Annotated in this window: 17 protein-coding genes; 6 read left to right on the forward strand and 11 right to left on the reverse strand. The window is 71.9% G+C overall.

Annotated elements, in window-relative coordinates; translation table 11 throughout:
* Window positions 1-52 precede the first annotated feature (52 nt).
* Both ACIRG6_RS18405 and ACIRG6_RS18410 read left to right on the forward strand, forming a co-directional pair.
* Entirely contained in the window at window positions 53-1,735 is a 1,683-nt protein-coding gene (locus ACIRG6_RS18405; protein ID WP_403323544.1) for a GAF domain-containing sensor histidine kinase, read from the forward strand.
* 152 nt (window positions 1,736-1,887) lie between these two features.
* On the forward strand, window positions 1,888-2,937 hold the full coding sequence (locus ACIRG6_RS18410; protein ID WP_403323545.1) for a peptidoglycan DD-metalloendopeptidase family protein: 1,050 nt from the start codon (window positions 1,888-1,890) through the stop codon (window positions 2,935-2,937).
* Between the two features lie 29 nt (window positions 2,938-2,966).
* Here the strand turns inward: ACIRG6_RS18410 and ACIRG6_RS18415 are convergent, their stop codons facing one another.
* From ACIRG6_RS18415 to ACIRG6_RS18430, 4 genes are all read right to left on the reverse strand, one after another.
* Window positions 2,967-3,854, reverse strand: coding sequence for an HAD hydrolase family protein (locus ACIRG6_RS18415; RefSeq protein ID WP_318213536.1), 888 nt, complete (start codon window positions 3,852-3,854; stop codon window positions 2,967-2,969).
* Window positions 3,855-3,961: 107 nt separating this feature from the next.
* On the reverse strand, window positions 3,962-4,864 hold the full coding sequence (locus ACIRG6_RS18420; RefSeq protein WP_364675307.1) for an LLM class flavin-dependent oxidoreductase: 903 nt from the start codon (window positions 4,862-4,864) through the stop codon (window positions 3,962-3,964).
* Between the two features lie 76 nt (window positions 4,865-4,940).
* Complete coding sequence (locus ACIRG6_RS18425; RefSeq protein ID WP_364675648.1) at window positions 4,941-5,489, reverse strand: RNA 2'-phosphotransferase; 549 nt, start codon at window positions 5,487-5,489, stop codon at window positions 4,941-4,943.
* 124 nt (window positions 5,490-5,613) lie between these two features.
* Window positions 5,614-7,371: an SDR family oxidoreductase gene (locus tag ACIRG6_RS18430; protein WP_403323548.1), complete on the reverse strand. Its 1,758-nt coding sequence runs from the start codon at window positions 7,369-7,371 to the stop codon at window positions 5,614-5,616.
* 300 nt (window positions 7,372-7,671) lie between these two features.
* Between ACIRG6_RS18430 and ACIRG6_RS18435 the strand changes: the two genes are divergently transcribed.
* Genes ACIRG6_RS18435 through ACIRG6_RS18450 form a run of 4 tightly spaced genes read left to right on the forward strand, consistent with a single transcriptional unit; the run spans window position 7,672 to window position 11,180 of the window.
* Window positions 7,672-8,634, forward strand: a complete 963-nt coding sequence (locus ACIRG6_RS18435) for an ABC transporter ATP-binding protein (RefSeq protein ID WP_239771129.1) — start codon at window positions 7,672-7,674, stop codon at window positions 8,632-8,634.
* A complete protein-coding gene (locus ACIRG6_RS18440) occupies window positions 8,624-9,541 on the forward strand; it encodes an ABC transporter permease (protein WP_403323550.1) in 918 nt (305 codons plus the stop codon). The genes ACIRG6_RS18435 and ACIRG6_RS18440 overlap by 11 nt, the downstream gene beginning before the upstream one ends.
* Window positions 9,538-10,449, forward strand: a complete 912-nt coding sequence (locus tag ACIRG6_RS18445) for an ABC transporter ATP-binding protein (RefSeq protein WP_318213532.1) — start codon at window positions 9,538-9,540, stop codon at window positions 10,447-10,449. Before ACIRG6_RS18440 ends, ACIRG6_RS18445 begins: the two co-directional genes overlap by 4 nt.
* A gap of 11 nt (window positions 10,450-10,460) precedes the next feature.
* Window positions 10,461-11,180 carry an ABC transporter permease subunit gene (locus tag ACIRG6_RS18450; RefSeq protein WP_403323552.1) on the forward strand — a complete coding sequence of 240 codons (720 nt, stop codon included), beginning with the start codon at window positions 10,461-10,463 and terminating at the stop codon, window positions 11,178-11,180.
* A 246-nt stretch (window positions 11,181-11,426) separates the two neighbouring features.
* Here ACIRG6_RS18450 and ACIRG6_RS18455 read toward each other — a convergent pair whose 3' ends face one another.
* The 7 genes from ACIRG6_RS18455 to ACIRG6_RS18485 form a co-directional block, all read right to left on the reverse strand.
* Window positions 11,427-12,269, reverse strand: coding sequence for an HAD family hydrolase (locus tag ACIRG6_RS18455; RefSeq protein WP_364675298.1), 843 nt, complete (start codon window positions 12,267-12,269; stop codon window positions 11,427-11,429).
* Window positions 12,266-13,543, reverse strand: coding sequence for a serine--tRNA ligase (gene serS, locus ACIRG6_RS18460; protein WP_318213530.1), 1,278 nt, complete (start codon window positions 13,541-13,543; stop codon window positions 12,266-12,268). Before serS ends, ACIRG6_RS18455 begins: the two co-directional genes overlap by 4 nt.
* Before the next feature lie 551 nt (window positions 13,544-14,094).
* Entirely contained in the window at window positions 14,095-15,027 is a 933-nt protein-coding gene (gene pheA / locus ACIRG6_RS18465; protein ID WP_364675295.1) for a prephenate dehydratase, read from the reverse strand.
* A gap of 84 nt (window positions 15,028-15,111) precedes the next feature.
* Entirely contained in the window at window positions 15,112-16,425 is a 1,314-nt protein-coding gene (gene efeB / locus ACIRG6_RS18470; protein WP_403323554.1) for an iron uptake transporter deferrochelatase/peroxidase subunit, read from the reverse strand.
* 8 nt (window positions 16,426-16,433) lie between these two features.
* Window positions 16,434-18,386, reverse strand: coding sequence for a copper resistance CopC/CopD family protein (locus tag ACIRG6_RS18475; protein WP_403323556.1), 1,953 nt, complete (start codon window positions 18,384-18,386; stop codon window positions 16,434-16,436).
* A 13-nt stretch (window positions 18,387-18,399) separates the two neighbouring features.
* The gene (locus ACIRG6_RS18480) at window positions 18,400-18,870 is read right to left on the reverse strand and encodes a copper chaperone PCu(A)C (RefSeq protein ID WP_365023160.1); all 471 of its coding nucleotides are present in this window, start codon (window positions 18,868-18,870) and stop codon (window positions 18,400-18,402) included.
* Entirely contained in the window at window positions 18,867-19,517 is a 651-nt protein-coding gene (locus tag ACIRG6_RS18485) for an SCO family protein (protein ID WP_364675285.1), read from the reverse strand. Before ACIRG6_RS18485 ends, ACIRG6_RS18480 begins: the two co-directional genes overlap by 4 nt.
* Between the last annotated feature and the right edge of the window lie 149 nt (window positions 19,518-19,666).

The following is a 19,666-nucleotide window of genomic DNA, read 5'->3' on the forward strand; positions in this document are numbered from 1 at the left end:
TGCTCAGCTATGCCGACTTTCCTGAACAAAACCGTCTGATTAGTCTCGGTCCATGCCCTCAGCCCCGCCCCCCGGCCGCCCGCCGCCCCGCGACGGCGTCTCGGCCGAGCTCCTGGCCCGGGTGCCGAAGCTGCTGGAGGCGATGCGGTCGGTCGGCACCGGGCTGGAGCTGCACTCCACGCTGAACAGGATCTGCGAGACCGCGGCCGATCTCGCGGACGCCCGGTACGCGGCCATCGGCGTCGTCGCCGAGGACGGTGACGGTCTCGCCGACTTCGTCCATCACGGCATCGACGAGGCGACCGCCCGGCGGATCGGCCACCTGCCCGACGGCCGCAAGGGCCTGCTGGGCGCCCTCATCCGCGATCCGGAGCCGGTCCGGCTCACGGACCTGACCGGCGACCCCCGCTCCTGCGGCTTTCCCGAGCACCACCCGCCGATGCGCAGCTTCCTCGGGATGCCCATCCGTGTGCAGGGGGAGATCTTCGGAAACCTCTACGTGACCGACAAGCGGGACGGCGAGTCGTTCGACGACTACGACCTCGCCATGGTCCGTGTCCTCGCCACGGAGGCCGGTATCGCCATCGGCAACGCGCGGCTGTACGAGTCGGCGCAGCAGCGGGAGCGCTGGATCGACGGGTCGGTCGCCGTCACCACCGCGCTGCTGTCGGGCGGCGACACCGACGACGCCCTCCAGGTCGTCGCGGAACAGGCCCGCCGGCTCTCCGGAGCGGCCGCCGGAATCGTGCTGCTGACCGCCGACGGGGGAGGCATGGAGATCGCCGCCGTCGCGGCGCCGCGTCCCACGGACGCCCTGGGCACGGTCATCCCGCCGGACAACGGCGTGGTCGCGGAACTTCTCGCCGGGCGGGCCGTGTTCGTCGACGACGCGGCCGGCGACCCGCGGCTGGACTCCGGGCCGGTGCGCGCCTACGGGCCGATCATGCTGCTGCCGCTGTGCAGCGACGGGCAGGTCCTCGGCAGCCTGGTCATGCCCCGGGCGCGGGGCGGGCGCCCGTTCACGCGGACGGAGCGCGCCCTCGGCGGCCAGTTCGCGGCCCAGGCCGCGCTGGCGCTGATGATGGCCGACGCGCAGCGTGACCGGGAACGGCTCGCCGTGTACGAGGACCGCGACCGCATCGCCCGGGACCTGCACGACCTCGTGATCCAGCGGCTGTTCGCCACGGGCATGATGCTGGAGACCGCCCAGCGCGGACCGCTCGCGCCCGAGGTGCGCGACGGAGTGGGCAGGGCCGTCGACGAACTCGACGTGACCATCCAGGAGATCCGCTCGGCGATCTTCGCGCTGCGGCAGCCCGCCGAGGCGCCCGCCGGGCTGCGCGCCCGGGTGCTGCGCGAGATCACCATGGCGGCCGTGCCGTTGGGCTTCACGCCCTCGCACCGCTTCGTGGGCCCGGTCGACGGCGCGGTCGGCGACCTGACCGGCAAGAACCTCATCGCCGCCCTGCGCGAGGCCCTGTCCAACGCCTTCCGGCACGCCCGGGCCACCCGGATCGACGTGGTCGTCGACGCGGAGGCGACCCTGCCGGACGGGCGGCCGGGCGTCCGGCTGACCGTCGCGGACGACGGCGTCGGCATCCCCGAGGGCGGTCGGCGCAGTGGCCTGCGCAATCTGGAACGCCGCGCCGAGACACTCGGCGGCGTCAGCCGCGTCGGCCCCGGCATCGGCGCGGACGGCAACGGGACGACGGTGCTGTGGGAAGCCCCGTACTGAGGCGGCGTCAGGACCCGCCACCGTCCTGAGGCAGCGTCAGGGGCGTGTTGCCCCATGTGCAGTAAGCACGCTGGGCCGTGTGCAGCAACCGGTCCCCCGCCCGTACGACGTGAACAGGACCGTGGGCGGCTTTCCGGGCCACGATCGCTGCCATGCGCTCATCTCGTCGCCATCCGCTGCTCGTTCCGGTGGTGCTGTGCGCACTCGCCGTGCTCGCCGCCCGCCCCACCGGGGCCACCGACGGGGACGGCGGCTCAGGCACCGCCGTCGGCACGCGGGTGGCACAGCTGTACGAGGAGGCGGCCAAGGCCACCGAGCAGTACGAGCGGGGCCGGCGCGAGGCCGAGACGCAGCGGTCGAAGGCCCAGCACTACGAGGAACTGCTCGACGAGCAGCGGCAGGAGATCGCCGCCATGCACGAGGACCTGGGCAGCATCGCCCGCGCCCAGTACCGGAGCGGAGGCGGCCTTCCGCTCACCGCACGGATGATCCTCACCGACGACCCCGACGAGCTGATGCGTGGTCAGCACGCGCTGCGACGCGCCGATCTGGCCGTCGACACGGCCATCGGACGGAGCCTGCGGGCCGAGGCCCGGTTCGCCGCGGCCGAGGCCCGGGCGACCGCGGCCTGGCAGGCGCTGGAGAAACGGAACGGTGAGCTCGCGGACCTCAAGACGAAGATCGAGGGCAAACTGCTGGCGGCGCGGGCCCGGCTGGAGGGGCAGGCGGACGCCTCGGTGGCGGCCGGCTCCTGCCCGGGCGCGGTCCGCCTGGACCAGCCGGGGACACGCTCCTCACCGGCGTGGGTCACACCGGTGGAGACGTACGAGCTGTCGGCGTCCTTCGGCAGCGGCGGGGCGCGGTGGGCGAACCGCCACACCGGGCAGGACTTCGCGGTCCCGGTCGGGACACCGGTGCGGTCGGTCGGCGAGGGCCGGGTGGTGAAGGTGGCGTGCGGGGGCGCCTTCGGCATCCAGGTCGTGCTCCAGCACCCGGGCGGCTACTACACGCAGTACGCCCATCTCGCCGCCGTCGCCGTGGACCAGGGGGAGCGGGTCGCAGCGGGGCAGTGGATCGGACAGTCGGGCAGCACCGGCAATTCCACCGGGCCGCACCTGCACTTCGAGGTGCGGGTCACCCCTGAGATGGGCTCGGCCCTGGACCCGGTGCCGTGGCTGAGACAGCGCGGGGCGCGGCTCTGACCGGGTCACCACATGGCTCGGATCCGCTCCTACGCCCTCTCCGCCAGGAGGCGTTCGATCACGACCGCGACCCCGTCGTCGTTGTTGGCGACCGTCCGCCCCGACGCGGCGGCGATCACGTCCGGGTGCGCGTTGCCCATGGCGTAGGACTGCCCCGCCCAGGTGAGCATCTCGACGTCGTTCGGCATGTCGCCGAAGGCGACGACCTCCTCGTGCGAGATCCCGCGCTCGGCACAGCACAGGGCCAGGGTGCTGGCCTTGGAGACCTCCGGGCCGCTGATCTCCAGCAGGGCGCTGGGACTTGACCGGGTGACGTTGGCGCGGTCGCCGATGGCGATGCGGGCCAGCGTGAGGAAGGCGTCGGGCTCCAGGTCGGGGTGGAAGGCCAGGATCTTGAGCACCGGCTCGGCGGCGGCGTGCCCGTCCGGTGACAGCAGTTCCTCGGCCGACGCGAGGGTGTCGGGCACCTCGATGTGCATCCTCGGGTACTCCGGCTCCTGGTGGAAGCCGAAGGTCTGCTCCACCGCGTACAGCGTGCCGGGTGCCGCGTCACGCAGCAGCCGTACGGCGTCCAGCGCGTTCTCGCGGGCCAGCTCCCGGACCTTCACGAAGCGGTGGGCGCCGGGGCCGCCGTGCAGGTCGACCACGGCGGCGCCGTTGCCGCAGATGGCGAGGCCGTGCCCGTGAACGTGCTCGCTGACGACGTCCATCCAGCGGGCGGGGCGGCCGGTGACGAAGAAGACCTCGATCCCCGCCTTCTCGGCGGCCGCCAGGGCGGCGACCGTGCGCGGGGAGACCGACTTGTCGTCGCGCAGCAGCGTGCCGTCCAGGTCGGTGGCGATCAGTCGCGGGCGCACGGCGGCGGCCGGGGTCTCGGGCTGTCGGGTCGCTGAGGTCACCCGGCCATTGTCACGCATATGCCCGCACGCCCGTGCGGGAGTCCGCACATCTGTGAGCTACGGCTCTCATCGGTGCCATCCCCTTTCCGGCAGCCGGGCCCGGCGGGATCCGTCGGTCGCATCGGTCACCGCAGCTGTGCCGGTGCCTCCATGGCGATCTTCTCGAAGACCTTGTCGTCCGTCGCGAAGTCCGAACCGGGGATCGGCCAGTGGACGACGATCTCGGTGAAGCCCAGGTCCCGGTGGCGCCCCGCGAAGTCCACGAACGCGTCCACGGACTCCAGCGGCCGGCCGCGGTCCGGCGTGAAGCCGGTGAGCAGGACCTTGTCGAGCTCACCCACGTCGCGGCCGATCTCGGCGCAGGCGTCGGCCAGCTTCTCGGCCTGTCCGCGCAGGGCCCGCACCGACTGCTCCGGGGTGCCGTCCTCGTACAGCTTGGGGTCGCCGGTGGTCACCCATGCCTGTCCGTACCGCGCGGCGAGCCGCAGCCCGCGCGGGCCGGTGGCGGCCACCGCGAACGGCAGCCGGGGCCGCTGTACGCAGCCAGGGATGTTGCGCGCCTCGTGCGCCGCGTAGAAGTCGCCCTTGTACGACACCGCCTCTTCCGTGAGCAGCCGGTCGAGCAGCTGGAGGAACTCGGCGAACCGGTCGGCCCGCTCGCGCGGCGTCCACGACTCCTGGCCGAGCGCCGTGGCGTCGAAGCCGGTTCCGCCCGCTCCTATGCCCAGGGTGACCCGGCCGCCCGAGATGTCGTCGAGGGAGATCAGCTCCTTGGCGAGCGTCACCGGGTGCCGGAAGTTCGGCGAGGTCACCAGCGTGCCCAGACGCATCCGCTCGGTGACTGCCGCGGCGGCCGTCAGCGTGGGCACGGCACCGAACCACGGGCCGTCCCGGAAGCTCCGCCAGGACAGGTGGTCGTAGGTGTACGCGCTGTGGAAACCGAGCTGCTCCGCACGGGTCCAGGTCGAACGGCCGCCGTCGTGCCAGCGGCGGTACGGGAGGATCACGGTGCTCAGACGCAGACTCATGCCACCGAGCCTAAGCGGACGAGCAGGTTTCACGTGAAACGGCCACGGCCGTCGTCGCACGCGGCGGCACGGAGGGTCAGTGCTTTCCGGGGAAGCGCAGATAGCGCGGAGGGACGGCCCTGGTCAGCCAGACCCCGTTCGCGCTGACGTGGAAGACATGGCCGTCCCGGTGCATGGCGCCGGCGTCCACGGACAGCACGACCGGCCGGCCGCGGCGGGCACCGACCCGGGTGGCGGTCTCCCGGTCCGGTGAGAGGTGCACGTCGTGCCGGTTCATGGGGCGCAGGCCCTCGGCGCGGATCGCGTCGAGGGCGGCGGCCACGGTCCCGTGGTAGAGGTACGCAGGCGGGTCCGCCGCGGGCAGCCCGAGTTCCACGTCGATGCTGTGGCCCTGACTGGCCCGGATGCGGGTGCCCTCGACGGCGAAGCGCCGTTTGTCGTTGGTGGCGACCACGTGGTCCAGCTCTTGCCGGGTGAAGCGGAAGCCGTGCGCGGCCGCCGCGGCGATCAGTGTGTCGATCTCGACCCAGCCGGCCTCGTCGAGCGTGAGCCCGATCCGGTCCGGCTGGTGCCGCAGATGCTTCGACAGGTACTTGGACACCTTCACGGTGCGTCTGTCGTCCATCTGTTCTCTGTCCATACGACCAGCGTGCCGAGAGGGACACGCATCACGCGATCGATTTGCCGCCGAGGTTTGATCCACAGCCGTATGAGGTTGTCCACAGGCCTTGGGGGCGTTCCTGTGGAAACTACAGCGGCGGAGACACCCGGGCGAGCCTGCGCGATGCCCTCGGCAGGAAACGGGACAGGAGGTGGGCGCCGCGTGCCTCGGGCGTGACGGGGACGACGGCCCGGTCGTGCACCACGGCCTCCAGGATCGCGTCGGCGACCTTCTCCGGCGGGTAGTTGCGCTTCCCGTACAGCAGGGCGCTGCGCTGCTGCCGGCGCTTCTCCTCGCCGGCGTCGACCCCGGCGAAGCGCGCCGTGGAGGTGAGGTTGGTGTTGACGATGCCGGGGCAGATCGCCGTGACGCCGATCCCCTGCCCGGCCAGTTCGGCGCGCAGGCACTCGCTGAGCATCAGCACGGCCGCTTTGGAGGTGCTGTAGGCGGGCAGCACCCTGGAGGGCAGGAAGGCGGCGGCCGACGCGGTGTTCACGATGTGGCCGCCCTGCCCCCGCTCGGCCATCTGCCGGCCGAAGAGGCGGCAGCCGTGGATCACGCCCCACAGATTGACGTCGAGGACCTTCTTCCAGTCCTCCGGCGTCGTCTCGAAGAAGGAGCCCGACAGGCCGATCCCGGCGTTGTTCACGAGGACGTCCACCACGCCGTACTCCGCGGCGACCTTGGCCGCGAGCTTCTCCATGGACTGCTCGTCGGAGACGTCGGCGGTCTCCGCCCAGGCCTGCCGGGCGCCGATCAGCCGGGACAGCTCCGCGGTGCGGGCCGCGGACTCGGCGTCCCGGTCGACGGCCACCACGCGCGCGCCGGCCTCGGCGAACGCGACCGCCGTCGCCCGTCCGATGCCGCTGCCGGCCCCGGTGACCAGGACCAGCTGGCCGCCGAAGCGGTCGGCGTGCCGGCCGCTCGCCGCCACCTCGGTCCGCCCGCCCTCGACGGTGGTGACGAACTCCGTGATCCAGTCCGCCAGCCGGTCCGGCCGGGTGCGCGGCACCCAGTGCTTGGCGGGCAGGGTGCGGCGGGTGAGCCGCGGCGCCCACTGCTCCAGTCCGTCGTAGAGCCGCTCCGACAGGAACGCGTCACCGAGGGGCGTGACGAGCTGGACGGGCACATGGGCGTAGGCGTCGTCGCGCGGGTGCCGCAGCCGGGGCCGGACGTTGTCCCGGTACAGCCAGGCCCCGTGCGCGGCGTCCGCGGGCAGGGACGCGGTCGGGTAGTCGCCGCCGGGCACCTTCTCCACGCGCCGCAGGATGCCCGGCCAGCGCTTGCCGAGCGGACCGCGCCAGGCCAGTTCGGGCAGCACCGGCGTGTGCAGCAGGTAGACGTACCAGGACTTGGCGCCCTGGCCGAGGAGCTGGCCCACCCGGCGGGGGGTGGGCCGCTTGAGCCGCCGGTTGATCCAGTGGCCGAAGTGGTCGAGCGAGGGCCCCGACATCGAGGTGAAGGAGGCGATCCGGCCCTCGGTGCGCTCGACCGTGACGAACTCCCACGACTGCACGGAGCCCCAGTCGTGACCGACCAGGTGCACGGGCCGGCCGGGGCTGACCGCGTCCGCGACGGCCAGGAAGTCGTCCGTCAGCTTCTCCAGCGTGAACCCGCCGCGCAGCGGGCTCGGCGCGCTGGACCGGCCGTGGCCCCGGACGTCGTAGAGCACCACGTGGAACCGGCCGGCGAGGCGGGCGGCCACCTCGGACCAGACCTCCTTGCTGTCCGGGTAACCGTGCACCAGGACGACCGTCGGCTGCCGCGGGTCGCCCAGCTCGGCCACGCACAGCTCCACATCGCCCGAGCGCACCCAGCGCTCCCGCGCACCGTCCAGCACCGTCATCTCTCCTCCGCCCAGCGCCGCACGTGCGGCAGATCGTCGTCCAGTCAGAAGGCGCTCTGCGTGCCACCCGTCCCGGCCGCCCCCGCCGACCGCCCTGCTCGCTCGTCCCGTGACGCCGCCGAATCTCCCAGTTGTTAGACCGAGCGTCAATAGGGCGTCACGGTGCGGGCCCCGGAGCCAGCGCCGTGCCCCTCGGGTACGGCGTCCCCTACGGGCCGGTACTACTCGAGTCTGACCCCAAGACGGCTCTCCGGTCTGACGACCCGAGTGGCGGGCGTCACTACTGTCGTGGACGTGACTGTGATCGCGACCGAAAGCCTGAGCAAGCGGTTCCCCCGGGTGACCGCGCTCGACCGGCTCTCCGTGGACATCGGACCCGGTGTGACCGGACTCGTGGGTGCCAACGGCGCCGGCAAGTCCACCCTGATCAAGATCCTGCTGGGTCTGTCTCCCGCCACCGAGGGCCGGGCCGAAGTGCTCGGCCTCGACGTCGCCACCAAGGGCGCCGACATCCGCGAGCGGGTCGGCTACATGCCGGAACACGACTGCCTGCCACCCGACGTCTCGGCCACCGAGTTCGTCGTCCACATGGCACGCATGTCCGGCCTGCCGCCGACCGCCGCCCGCGAACGGACCGCCGACACACTGCGCCACGTCGGCCTGTACGAGGAGCGCTACCGCCCCATCGGCGGCTACTCGACCGGCATGAAGCAGCGCGTGAAGCTCGCCCAGGCCCTCGTCCACGACCCGCAACTGGTCTTCCTGGACGAGCCGACCAACGGCCTCGACCCGGTCGGCCGCGACGAGATGCTCGGCCTCATCCGCCGCGTCCACACCGACTTCGGCATCTCGGTTCTCGTCACCTCCCACCTGCTCGGCGAACTGGAACGCACCTGCGACCACGTGGTCGTCGTCGACGGCGGCAAGCTGCTGCGCTCCAGCTCCACCACCGATTTCACCCAGACCACGACGACCCTCGCGATCGAGGTCACCGACACCGACGAGCACCCCGACGGCACCCGTGCGGTGCGCGACGCGCTCCACGCGCGCGGGGTGACCACCGAGGACGGCAGCGGTTTGCCCGGCGCCGGCCACGTCCTGCTGCTCAGCGCGTCGGGCGACGAGACGTACGACCTCGTCCGGGACGTGATCGCGGACCTCGGCCTCGGCCTGGTGCGCATGGAGCAGCGCAGGCACCACATCTCGGAGGTCTTCACGGACAGCGACGCAGCACGGAAGGAGGCGGTCGGACATGGCAACTGAACAGCCCCTGCCCGCACCGGCCACGATGCCGGGCGACCAGACCCGCATCCACAACATCGGCTACCGCAGCTACGACGGCCCCCGCCTCGGCCGCGCCTACGCCCGCCGCTCCCTGTACTCGCAGTCCCTGCGCGGCGCCTACGGCCTCGGCCGCTCGGCCAAGTCCAAGGTCCTGCCGATGCTCCTGTTCGTGGTGATGTGCCTGCCCGCCGGCATCATGGTCGCCGTCGCCGTCGCCACCAAGGCCGACGACCTGCCCCTGGGCTACACGCGCTACGCGATCGTCCTCCAGGCCGTCATCAGCCTCTACGTCGCCGCCCAGGCACCCCAGTCCGTCTCGCGCGACCTGCGCTTCAAGACCGTGCCGCTCTACTTCTCGCGGCCCATCGAGACCGCCGACTACGTCCGAGCCAAGTACGCGGCACTGGCCTCGGCCCTCTTCATCCTCACCGCCGCGCCCCTGCTGGTGCTCTACGTGGGCGCCCTGCTCGCCAAACTCGACTTCGCGGACCAGACCAAGGGGTTCGCACAGGGACTCGTCTCCGTGGCACTGCTCTCGCTGCTCTTCGCCGGCCTCGGCCTGGTCGTCGCCTCGGTCACCCCGCGCCGCGGCTTCGGCATCGCCGCCGTCATCGCCGTCCTGACCATCACCTACGGCGCCGTCTCCACGCTCCAGGCCATCGCGGAGGTCCAGGACAGCCCCGGCGCCATCGCCTGGATCGGCCTGTTCTCACCGATCACCCTCATCGACGGCGTGCAGTCCGCCTTCCTGGGCGCCACGTCCTCCTTCCCCGGCGGAAGCGGGCCGAGCACCGCGGAGGGCGCGGTGTACGTCCTCGTCACCCTGGGCCTGATCGCCGGCGCCTACGGCCTCCTGCTGCGCCGCTACAAGAAGGTGGGACTGTGACCACGCTCACCATCGACCACGTCTCCCGCTGGTTCGGCAACGTGGTCGCCGTCAACGACATCACCATGACGATCGGCCCCGGCGTCACCGGCCTCCTCGGCCCCAACGGCGCCGGGAAGTCCACCCTCATCAACATGATGGGCGGCTTCCTCGCCCCCTCCACCGGCACCGTCACCCTCGACGGACAGCAGGTCTGGCGCAACGAGTCCATCTACCGGCACATCGGCGTCGTCCCCGAACGGGAGGCGATGTACGACTTCCTCACCGGCCGCGAGTTCGTCCTCGCCAACGCCGAACTGCACGGCCTCGGCGCCAAGGCGGCCGACCAGGCGCTCGCCACGGTCGAGATGGCCTACGCGCAGGACCGCAAGATCGCCACGTACTCCAAGGGCATGCGGCAGCGCGTGAAGATGGCCTCCGCCCTCGTCCACCAGCCCTCGCTGCTCCTGCTCGACGAGCCGTTCAACGGCATGGACCCGCGCCAGCGCATGCAGCTGATGGACCTGCTGCGCCGCATGGGCGACGAGGGCCGCACCGTGCTGTTCTCCTCGCACATCCTCGAGGAGGTCGAACAGCTCGCCTGGCACATCGAGGTCATCGTCGCCGGACGCCACGCGGCCAGCGGTGACTTCCGCAAGATCCGCCGCCTGATGACCGACCGGCCGCACCGCTACCTGGTGCGCTCCAGCGACGACCGGGCCCTCGCCGCGGCGCTGATCGCCGACCCGTCGACATCCGGCATCGAGGTCGACCACGCCGAGGGCGCCCTGCGCATCCAGGCCGTCGACTTCCCCCGGTTCACGGCCCTGCTGCCCAAGGTCGCCCGCGACCACGGCATCCGGCTGCTCACGGTCTCGCCGTCCGACGAGTCCCTCGAGTCCGTCTTCTCGTATCTCGTCGCGGCGTAGGAGGCCGAAGAATGTACGACCCCACAGTCGCCCGGCTCACCTACCGAGCCCTGCTCGGCCGCCGCCGGGCCCTCATCCTCGGCGCGCTCCCCCTGCTGCTGCTCGTCATCGCCGTGGCGGTGCGGGCCCTCACCGGAGCCGACGACCAGACGGCGTCCGACGTGCTCGGCGGGTTCGCGCTCGCCACCATGGTGCCGATCATCGGCGTCATCGCCGGGACCGGTGCCATCGGCCCCGAGATCGACGACGGCTCGGTCGTGTACCTGCTGTCCAAGCCCATCAAGCGGCCGACGATCATCTTCACCAAGCTGATCGTCGCCATCGCCATGACCATGGTCTTCTCCGCCGTGCCCACGCTGCTCGCCGGACTGATCCTCAACGGCAACGGCCAGCAGGTCGCCGTCGCCTACACGATCGCCGCGCTGGTCGCCTCCATCGCCTACGCCGCCCTCTTCCTGCTGCTGGGCACGGTGTCCCGGCACGCGGTGGTCTTCGGGCTCGTCTACGCCCTCGTCTGGGAGGCCCTGTTCGGCTCCCTGGTGCCCGGCGCCCGCACCCTGAGCGTCCAGCAGTGGTCGCTGGCCGTGGCCCAGAAGGTCGCCGACGGCAACCTGGTGACCTCCGACGTGGGTCTGCCGACCGCGACGGTGCTGCTGGTCGCGGTCACCGTGCTCGCGACCTGGTACGCAGGCCAGAAGCTCCGGTCGCTGACGCTCGCGGGGGAGGAGTGACCGGGTCCCGGTCCTGACGGGGACGCAGGCGGTAAGGCGCCGTACGTCCGCTTTTAATCGGTGGCACCCGGCTTGCCGTACCGGCACTGTGGGGGATGCACGAAGCCGGACGGCGCCGGCGAATCGGCGGCCGCTTCGAGCACGCGAGACGCCTCGCGTGGGCCGACCGACGGGGACGCCGGCGCCGTCCGGACCGTGGCTCAGAAGCCGCGGTCCCAGAAGTCCGGGCCGGCCGTCGGGCCGCCGTCAGAGCGCCAATCGCTCCAGCACCACGGCGATCCCGTCCTCGTCGTTCGAGGTCGTCACCTCGTCGGCCACGGCCTTCAGCTCCTCGTGGGCGTTGGCCATCGCCACGCCCCGGGCCGCCCAGCCGAACATCGGGATGTCGTTGGGCATGTCGCCGAAGGCGATCGTGTCCGCCGCCTTCAGCCCAAGGCGGCGGGCCGCCAGGGACAGGCCCGTCGCCTTCGACAGGCCCAGCGGAAGAAGCTCGACGACACCGGCACCGGCCATGACGACCGTGACGAAACCGCCCGCGGCCTGCCGGGCGGCCTCCGCCAGCTCGTCGTCCGACAGCGTCGGATGCTGGATGTAGATCTTGTTCAGCGGAGCGGACCACAGGTCCGACGCGTCGGTGAACGGAACCGCCGGAAGGTGACCGCCGACCGCGTATCCCGGCCCGACCAGGACGTCGCCCTCCAGGCCGTCGCGGCTGGCCGCCAGGTACAGCGGACCGGTCTCCGCCTCGATCTTGGCCAGCGCCACCCCGGCCAGCTGGCGGTCCAGCGTCACCGAGGTCAGCAGCCGGTGCTCCCCGGCGTGGTACACCTGCGCGCCCTGACCGCAGACGGCGAGGCCGTCATAGCCCAGGTCGTCCAGTATGTGCCGGGTCCACGGCACCGCACGCCCGGTCACCACGATGTGGGCCGCGCCCGCCGCGGTGGCCGCGGCGAGCGCCTCACGGGTGCGCGAGGAGACCGTGTCGTCACTGCGCAGCAGCGTGCCGTCGAGGTCGGTGGCGATCAGCCGGTACGGGAACCCCCCGGCGGAACCGGTGTCGGGCCCTGCGGCGGAACCGGTGTCACTCACTTGGCCACCGGCTCCAGGACCTCCCGGCCGCCCAGGTACGGACGCAGCACCTCGGGCACGCGCACCGAGCCGTCGGCCTGCTGGTGGTTCTCCAGGATCGCCACGATCGTGCGCGGCACGGCGCACAGCGTGCCGTTGAGCGTCGCCAGCGGACGCACCTTCTTGTCCTCGCGGACGCGGATCGACAGGCGGCGGGACTGGAACTCGGTGCAGTCCGAGGTCGAGGTCAGCTCGCGGTACTTGCCCTGCGTCGGGATCCACGCCTCGCAGTCGTACTTGCGCGAGGCCGAGGCACCCAGGTCACCGGAGGCCACGTCGATCACCCGGAACGGCAGTTCGAGCGACGTCAGCCACTGCTTCTCCCACTCCAGCAGGCGCTGGTGCTCGGCCTGCGAGTCCTCGGGGAGGACGTAGGAGAACATCTCGACCTTGTCGAACTGGTGCACGCGGAAGATGCCCCGGGTGTCCTTGCCGTGCGAGCCCGCCTCGCGGCGGAAGCAGGGCGAGAAGCCGGCGTATCGCAGCGGCAGCCGGTCGGCGTCCAGGATCTCGTCCATGTGGTACGCGGCGAGCGGCACCTCGGACGTGCCGACCAGGTACAGGTCGTCCTTGTCGAGGTGGTAGACGTCCTGGGCGGCCTGGCCGAGGAAGCCGGTGCCGGCCATCGACTGCGGGCGCACCAGCGCCGGGGTCAGCATCGGCGTGAAGCCGGCCGCCGTGGCCTGGGCGATCGCCGCGTTGACGAGGGCGAGCTCCAGGAGCGCGCCGACGCCGGTCAGGAAGTAGAAGCGCGAGCCGGAGACCTTGGCGCCGCGCTCGACGTCGATGGCGCCGAGCAGCTGGCCCAGCTCCAGGTGGTCGCGGGGCTCGAAGCCCTCGGCCGCGAAGTCGCGGTGCGTGCCGTGCGTCTCCAGCGTGACGAAGTCCTCCTCGCCGCCGACGGGCACGTCGGGGTGGACGAGGTTGCCGAGCCGCTGGAGCAGCTCCTGGGTCTCGGCGTCGGCGGCGTCGCGCTCGGCGTCGGCGGCCTTGACGTCGGCGGCGAGCTGGCTCGCGCGCTTCAGCAGCTCGGCCTTCTCGTCCCCGGCGGCCTTGCCGATGAGCTTGCCGAGGCCCTTCTGCTCGGCGCGCAGCTCGTCGAAGCGGACGCCGGACGACCTGCGCCGCTCGTCGGCAGACAGGAGAGAGTCGACGAGCGCGACGTCCTCTCCACGGGCGCGCTGCGACGCGCGCACACGGTCGGGGTCCTCACGGAGCAGGCGAAGGTCAATCACGCGGTCAAGGCTACCGGTGCGCGGTGACGGCTCACGACTCACTATTGCCGTCGGCGTTCCGCGCGCTCCGCTATGGGGGAAATGGTGCCTTGTGTTCCCGCCTGTCGGGCCTGTCAATAAAAGGCGTCCCATTCCCTGGAACGATGCAGGCGACCGACCTCGGGTTGACTGGACTTCCTTGCGTGGAACGGGACTTGGTGGTTCGGCTGTCCACAGGTTGCGCGCCTCGGGAAAAGTTATCCACAGGCTGTGCGAAAGATCTGTGGACTCCGGAAGTGATCACTCCTATTCGGGCGCATGAGGGCATGCCGGGCGAGGAATTCCTGTGTCAAACCCTCTGGAGGCTCACTTTCGAGTGGAAACGGGTCACTCCGGAGGAGGGAGGGCAAGAAACAGGTGGCCGAAGGGTGACCTGGGCCCCTGTGGACGAAGTGGGTGCCCGTAGGGTGATTTGTCGACCGAAGGGCGTTTCGTTGTCGACTTGTCCCCAGGTCGAGAAGCTGACCTGTGGATAACTTCTGTGGATAACGAATATCGGCAGGTACGACCGGTCAGAAACGGCCGTCCTGGCACCGCGCCACCCAGTCGGCCGCCGCGGTGAACTCCTCGTCCGAGGTTCCCCGCCGCAGGGGCGCCACGTCCGACGGATCGACCTCCGCGCGCGGATACGACCCCAGGTAGCGCACCTGAAGACAGATGCGCTTCAGACCCATCAGGGCCTCGGCCACCCGCCGGTCGGAGATGTGCCCCTCGGCGTCGATGCAGAAGCAGTAGTTGCCGATGCCGGCGCCGGTGGGCCGGGACTGGAGAAGCATCAGGTTGATGCCCCGGGTGGCGAACTCGCCCAGCAGGTCGCGCAGCCCGCCGGGGTGGTCGTCGCGCTGCCAGAGCACGACGGACGTCTTGTCCGCGCCGGTGGGCGCCGCGGGCCGGGCGGGGCGGCCCACGAGCACGAACCGTGTCTGGGCGTTCTCCGCGTCGTGGATCTCGGACTCGAGGACCTCCAGGCCGTACCGTTCCGCGGCGAACTCGCCGGCGAAGGCGGCGTCGTACCGGCCCTCCTGCACGAGACGCGCGCCGTCGGCGTTGGAGGCGGCCGATTCCCAGGCCACGTGGGGCAGGTGCGCCTTGAGCCAGTTGCGCACCTGGGGCTGGGCGGCGGGGTGGGCGGTGACCGTCTTGACGTCCGACAGCTTGGTGCCGGGGCGGACCAGCAGCGCGAAGGTGATGGACAGCAGCACTTCGCGGTAGATCATCAAGGGCTGGCCGGCGACCAGCTCATCGAGGGTGGTGGTGATGCCGCCCTCGACGGAGTTCTCGATCGGCACGAACGCGGCCTCCGCCTCGCCGGCGCGCACGGCGTCGAGCGCGGACTGGACGGAGACGTAGGGGACCAGTTCCCGGGTGGCCGCCTCGGGAAGGGTGCGCAGGGCGACCTCGGTGAACGTGCCTTCGGGACCGAGATACGCGTAACTGGCGGGCATGAGCCTCACCTTAATGGCCTTGCCGGACGCGGAGCACGCCTCCCCGGCCCGTCACCCCACGGGGCGGCGCCTCTACGCGACGGGTCATCCCTCCAGCAGCCGCTGCCCGACGTACTCGCCCTCCGCGGCCCCGCCCGGCACGGCGAACAGACCGCTGGCCTCGTGCCGGATGAACTGCGACAGCGCGTCCCCGCGGTCCAGCTTGCGCTGTACCGGGACGAAGCCGCGCAGGGGGTCGGCCTGCCAGCAGACGAAGAGGAGACCGGCGTCGGGAGCGCCGTCGGTGTCGAAGCCGTCGTGGTACGAGAACGGGCGGCGGAGCAGGGTGGCGCCGCCGTTCTGGTCGGGGCGGGTGATGCGTGCGTGTGCGTTGATCGGAACGACCAGTTTTCCGGTCCCGTCCGTCTTCTCCAGGTCCATCTCGGTCGTCTCGGTGCCCCCGGACAGAGGGGCGCCGTCGGACTTGCGGCGTCCGATGACGTCCTCCTGTGCCGTGCCGGAGAGCTTCTCCCAGTCGTCGAGGAGCATGCGGATCCGGCGTACGACGGCATAGGAGCCGTTCGCCATCCATGCGGGTTCGCCCTTCTCGGGCACGAAGATCCGCTTGTCGAAGTCGGTGTCGGCCGGCTTGGGGTTGCGGGTGCCGTCGATCTGGCCCATGAGGTTCCGTGTGGTCATGGGGTGGGCGGTGGCGCCCGGTGAGCGGTTGAAGCCGTTCATCTGCCAGCGGATGCGGGCGGCCGACCCGGCGTCCCGCTGGATCGCGCGCAGCGCGTGGAAGGCGACCAGGGCGTCGTCGGCGCCGATCTGCACCCACAGGTCACCGTTGCTGCGGGCCTTGTCGAGGTGGTCGGAGGAGAAGTCGGGCAGGGGGTCGAGGGCGGCCGGGCGCTGCTGGTCCAGTCCGGTGCGGCCGAAGAAGCTGTGGCCGAAGCCGAAGGTGACGGTCAGTGAGGAGGGCCCCGCGTCCCGCGCGACGTCCGTGTCACCGGTTCCGGCCGGTTCGCCCGCCATCAGCCGCCGGGCGGTGTCGGACCAGCGGCGCAGCAGCGCGGCGGCCTCCTTGCGCCCGGCGCCCGGCTTCAGGTCGAAGGCGACGAGGTGCCCGCGGGCCTGCATCGTGGTGGTGATGCCGGGCTGATGTTTCCCGTGAAACATCACCTGCCCGCCGCCCACCGAGGTGAGCGGCGTGGCCGCGGAGGAGGGTGCGGCGGCATACCCCACGGCGCCGCCTGCCGCGCCCAGAACGAGCCCGGTGGCACCGGCGGTGCCGAGGAGCCGGCGCCGTGAGATGCCCCCGCGGGGGGCGGCGTCGCCGGCCTCGTGCGGTCCGGGTCCGGCGGGTGTCCCGGGCGTCGTCTCCGGGGTGCGGGTCTCCGGGATGGACTGGTCAGCCATGGTGCGGTTCAGCCGATCTGCGTGTTCTTGGAGAGGGTCACCTGGTCGATGTCGGAGGTGCGTACGGTGACGGCGACCTTCCAGTCGCCGGCCATCGGGAGCTGCACTCCGCTCGCCGACCAGTGTCCGGTGGTGATGTGGTCGGGGACGACGGGCAGGGGGCCGAGGTCCTTGGCCTCCAGGGTGAAGGCGATCTTGACCTCGGGGATGTCGAAGGCGCGGCCGTCCGCGTCCTCGACGTAGAGGTGCAGGTCGTTGTCGCCGACCCGTGCGGGGTCGAGCTCGATCCGTACGACGCCCTTGCCGTTCGCGCTTCCGGTGTCGAAGGGCATGTCCAGGGTCACGGCTCCGGACGCGGCGGTGGACGAGGAGGCGGCGGACCGGCCGGCGGCCCGGGCTTCCTGCTCGGTGCGTCCGGGTTCGGTCTGGGTCAGCACGGTGGTGACGGCGAGCAGGACGACGGCGATGCCCGCCTCGGCGAGGACGGACCGGCGCAGGCCGAGGCGGTGGGGGTCGGCGTCCCGCAGTCGCTTCTGCCGGGCGGTGTCCATGGCGGCCCGCTGCCGGGCGAGCTGGGCGGCACGCCGGGAATCGCCGGAGCCCTTGGACGCCCCGGAGCCCTTGGACGCCCCGGACGCCTTCGACGCCCCGGAGCCGCCCGTCGTCTCCTTCTCACGGCCGCCGCCCACGCCGACCTGCTCCTTCTCCCGCTGCGGGGCGACGGCGGACGCCGTCCGGGCCAGCTGTGCGGTCCAGCGCCGCGAGAGGTAGGCGATGCCGACCATCACCGCCACGAGAGCGATCTTGACGAGGAGCAGTTGCCCGTAGCGGGTGTCGGTGAAGGCGGACCAGGAGCCGAGCTGGCGCCAGGACTGGTAGACGCCGGTCACCACGAGCGCGACCACGCTGCCGAAGGCGATGCGGGAGAAGCGGCGTACGGCGGAGGCGGGGACGGGGGTGTCGGCGGGCGCCCGGTACAGGGCGACGATCAGGGCGGTGAGTCCGCCGAGCCAGCCGGCGACGGCCAGCAGGTGGACGACGTCGACCGGCATGGCGAGGCCGGCCTGGAGGCCGACGGAGGCGTGCTCGGACAGCGCCCAGGTCGCCGCGAGCCCGGCGGCCACGACGGTCCCGCCGGCCGCGAGCCCGAAGGTTAGGTCCCGCTTCTCCTCGTCCTCGCGCTTGTCGTAGGCGCCGAAGAGGACGGCGATGAACAGTGCCGCCGCGGCGAGCAGCAGCAGCCGCGAGACCAGTGAGGCACCGCTCTTCGTCCCCAGGACCTGCCCGAGCAGGCTCAGGTCGAAGACGTCGCCGGCCTTCCCGGAGCCGGTGTAGGAACCGCGCAGCAGGAGCAGCAGGAGGGTGGCGGCGGTCAGCGCGAGCCACCCCGAGACGACGAGCCGTTGCAGGGGCCGTACTCCGGAGCCGCGCGGCCAGCAGGCGAGGACGAAGGCGGCGCCGCCGGCCAGGACGACGAACCCGGCGTAGGACACGTACCGTCCGACGCCGTACAGCAGGCCGACGATGCCACCGCCCGCTTTCTGTCCGTCGACCGAGACGGAGGTCTGTGAGGGGGCGCCGATGGAGAAGGTGTAGGCGCCGGAGACCGGGTGGCTGTCGGCGGAGACGACCTGGTAGGCCACCGTGTAGGTGCCGTCGGGCAGGCCCGCGTGCAGTTTCACGGCGTACGTGGTGCCGCCCGCGCCGGCGGGGCGGCCGTCGTCGACGCGTTGGCCCTTGGGGTCGAGGACGCGCAGCGAGTCGTCGTCCAGGGAGACCGCCTCGGAGAAGGTGAGCGACACCTGGGCCGGGGCCTTGTCGACCACCGCCCCCTGCCGGGGGTCGCTGCCGGTCAGCGCGGCGTGCGCGGAGGCCGGGCCGGCGGCGGTGAGCAGCGCGCAGGCCGCGGCCAGGAGCAGCAGCACCAGGGTCCGCAGGCGCGGGGCGGTGGTCCGGGTCAACGTGGTCCCTCCCTCAGTGTCCGGTGTGTCCGGCGGTGGGCCGGTACGTTGCCGGTTTCACCGGCATCTCGACCGTGACGGGGTCGGAGTGGCTGAAGTGGAGCTCGATGGAGACCGTCTCACCCTGTTCGGGCCGGTGCTTCAGCTTTTCGAACATCAGGTGGTTGCCGCCGCTCTCCAGCACGAGTTCGCCGTGCGCGGGCACGGGCAGGCGGTCGACCTGCTTCATCGTGCCGCCGGCGGTCTCGTGGACGGTGACCTCGCCGGCCGCGCTGGTGACGGACGTCAGCTCGTCCTCGGCGTCGCCCTTGTTGGTGATGGTGAGGAAGCCGGCGGCCATGGTGTCGGAGACCGGCTGCGGTATGTAGGCGGCGTCGACGGAGAGTTCGGCGGCCGGGGCACCGCCGGAGCCGGAGTCGCCGCAGCCCGCGAGGACCAGGGCGCCGATCACCGCCGCGGCTGCCAGGGCGGGGCGGCCCCTCACGGGTTCTCCCCCTTGACCAGCTTGGGGAGGTCCTTGGTGTAGTCGTCGACGGTGGCGTCCTCGCCGTAGAGGACGTAGCCGCCGTCGGTCTTCGGGGAAAAGGCGATGACCTGGGTGCCGTGGGTCGAGACGACGTTGCCGTCCTTGTCCTTGGCCGGCGGGTCGATGGAGATGCCGAGGGTGCGGGCGCCGGCCTGGATGGTGGCGAAGTCGCCGGTCAGGCCGATGATCTGGGGATCGATGCCCTGGAGCCACTTGCCGAGCGCGGCGGGGGTGTCCCGCTCGGGGTCGGTGGTGACGAACACGATGCGCAGCTTGTCCTGCTCGGCCCGGGACAGCTGCTTCTTGGCCACGGCGATGTTGTTCATGGTCAGCGGGCACACGTCGGGGCAGTGGGTGTAGCCGAAGTAGACCAGGGTGGGCTTGCCGGCGGTCTGCTCGCGGAGGTCGTACTGCTTGCCCCGGGTGTCGGTGAGGACCAGGTCCGGCTTCTCGAACGGCTTGTCGAGAACGGTGGCCGCCTGCTGGCCGGTGTCCTCGGAGACCACGGTGACGGGCTTGTCGCTGTCACCGCCGCTGCCGCAGGCGGAGAGGGTCAGGGTGGCGGCGGCGAGCAGCGCCGCCGCGGCGAAGGTCTTCTTGCGCATGGAGAGATGTCCCAGATGTGATGTGCCCCGGTGTGGGGGGGGGGGGGCGCACCGGCCCCCCCCCCCCCCCCCCCGCGGGGGGGGGGGGGCCCCCGGCGCCCGGGGGCCGCCGGCGGCCCCCGGCGCCCCCCCACCCGCCCCCCCCCCGC

It is taken from the genome of Streptomyces flaveolus, assembly GCF_044765825.1.
GTDB lineage: Bacteria > Actinomycetota > Actinomycetes > Streptomycetales > Streptomycetaceae > Streptomyces > Streptomyces flaveolus.